Origin of the sequence: Synechococcus sp. R6-10 (assembly GCF_047461815.1) — a bacterium.
In the GTDB taxonomy this organism is placed as follows: Bacteria; Cyanobacteriota; Cyanobacteriia; order Thermostichales; family Thermostichaceae; genus Thermostichus.
In genome coordinates, this window is record NZ_JANSHW010000081.1 from 1 (window position 1) to 2,270 (window position 2,270).

At 49.0% G+C, this 2,270-nt stretch carries 2 protein-coding genes; both read right to left on the reverse strand.

Features of this window, described 5'->3' with window-relative positions:
• The coding region (locus NW837_RS02780; protein WP_414329164.1) for a class I SAM-dependent methyltransferase at nucleotides 1-1,542 on the reverse strand (1,542 nt) is incomplete at its 3' end.
• Nucleotides 1,543-1,587: 45 nt separating this feature from the next.
• Nucleotides 1,588-2,270, reverse strand: a 683-nt coding sequence (locus tag NW837_RS02785; protein ID WP_414329165.1) for a TylF/MycF/NovP-related O-methyltransferase, incomplete at its 5' end; no start/stop codon positions are given.

The following is a 2,270-nucleotide window of genomic DNA, read 5'->3' on the forward strand; positions in this document are numbered from 1 at the left end:
TTTGTCTCTCAAATAATTCAGACCTTCGGCTACATCTGGCGAGGCCAGATCATGGAACAGGATTAAGGCATCGTCGGCAGCATATCGCTCCGCTACCTGAGCATCTTGCAAGGGGGCTGGTGAGGTGTGGTCTCCATCGATGAAAATCAGAGACCAGCGGCGATTCTCTGTCTTGGCGATCTCCTCTACCTTTGCTGGGCTATAGCCAGGGTAGAGGCTGACGTTGGAGCGGACTCCAGCTGAGCGGAGAGACTGATCAACGCTTGCATAGACTTGAGGATTAGCCAGAGCAGGGTCCACCACATCAAGGGCAACTCCTCCTGCTGCCAAGTGAGCGGTTGACCAGCCTAGCCAGCAGCCAATTTCTAGGGCGTTTTTTCCTTTGAACTCAAGTGCAGTGTTGTACAAGATGTGCGCCTTGTCCCGAGTGACAAAGCCAATACCAGGTTGACGTCGATCTGCATACCGAAGGTGAGGAATCTGTTTATTCAGATGGGGATAGGTCTCAGAACTCGGATCAAGAGCGACCATAAAAGGAAAGCCATGGTCAAGACGTATTCTTCTGAGGCTAGCCGCTACGTAGTCGTACCTCCTAGCTGGGTTAGCTACTGGGCCTGGATACCGAAGGCTGACTTCAACCTTAAAGCCCTCAGTTGTAAGTGCAATGTGAGTTGGTGCTAGCTTAGCATCACCTGCAAGATGCATGATCCCTATTGGATTGTGGGGTGGAAAACAATCTACCCAGAGCTTCCTTTGTGGATCCCATAGAGGCAGTTTTTGGTGGCAAGCCCAATGACAGTGTGAAGGCAGTAGTTCAACATTATCTATTCCACAATCCCTATAGATCGTCGCATTTAGAGCGTGCTGCTCTCCGTAGAAAGGCTTATCAAGGCCTCTAAAAACGCGAGATAGATTTGAAATACATTGACCTAGTCTATACTTCCATCTTAACCAAACGAAAGAGTCACTGCGTCCAGAGATTGCACCGGTGTTTAGGACTGGCATCAGGTGCAGGTTGCTATGCTCTGGAGTGCAGTCCGTGAGATGGAAGTAGTCCCAGTATTTTGCAAAAAGAAAACTTACGTGAAGAGAAACCGAAGGAGTAAAGAGAGTATTTAACGGCTCAATAGCGATTGCAAAGCCTTTGTGCCTAGCTCCTAGGATAAAAAGCTCGATTGCAGACCAATCTTGTACCCAGGTATCTGCATCAAGCCAGATGTAAACTTCATAGCCTGGAAAGTAATCAGCAATGAAAGGTCTACAAAACTGCGCCTTAAGATAGCCGGGCTGCCTATCAATATCAGGAATGTCATAAGTCCACCCTGGCTCAACGATATAATCAACATGCTGACTTATCCACTTTAGCTGCTCGGGTGTACAACCCACATCGAGAAACGCAATATCTACAGAGCTTCCCTGCGGCTTCTCTCGTATAGAGAGAATAGTCCCCTGAACTAACTCAAAAAACTTGCTGTCAGCACCTGTAACGATGATAGTTGAGTTCATAGCTCCTAATTTTCCTCCAACAACAATCTTAGCCATCAGGAAGAAAAAACAAGGGCATGCCCCCAGGCAGAAAGTAGGTGCCTATAACACAGGCAACCTCTGGACAGCCAGCCGCAGGCCTTGAGGAAAGCGCTCGTGCTTCAGAGGATAGCGATAGTTCAGTTGGGGAATCAGCCTCTCCCATTGATGGGGGTTCAACCCAGCCACTACAGAAGAGAATGGCTCTCTGCCTAGCTCCAGCCCTACTTCCATGAGCTTGAGGACTACGTTGCCCGCAGCTATCTCCAGGGTTCGATTAGCCACTTGCGGATCCGGGTCTCCCAGGAAGATCAGGGCATAGTCTTCTGGGTTGGGGCTACGTAGAATTGACTCCAACAGAACCTCCAACTCTTGCACAAGCTGCTCTGTCTCCATCTCCCAGTAGGGGAAAAGACCCACGTTAATCTTGCTTAGACGGATCCCTTCTGGTTTGAAGGTTTGTATCAAACCATCTGTGATTACCGGCCAGTTCTCAGAGGGACTTAACCATACAGCACTAGGCCAACCCTGAACCTCTAGGCTATCTGGCTTCCAGCCATATGGTTCAGCTACACTGTGCAGCCGGAAGAAAACTCCAAGCTCCTGCTCAAAGTCATGGACAGCCTTTGCACACCCTTGCCAGTCTTGATAGTCATCAACCTGGATGAACCCCCTGGGATGAACTTGATGATAGAGATGACGCAAAATATCCATCGTTGACTGATACCATTCAGCATCTGCATGCA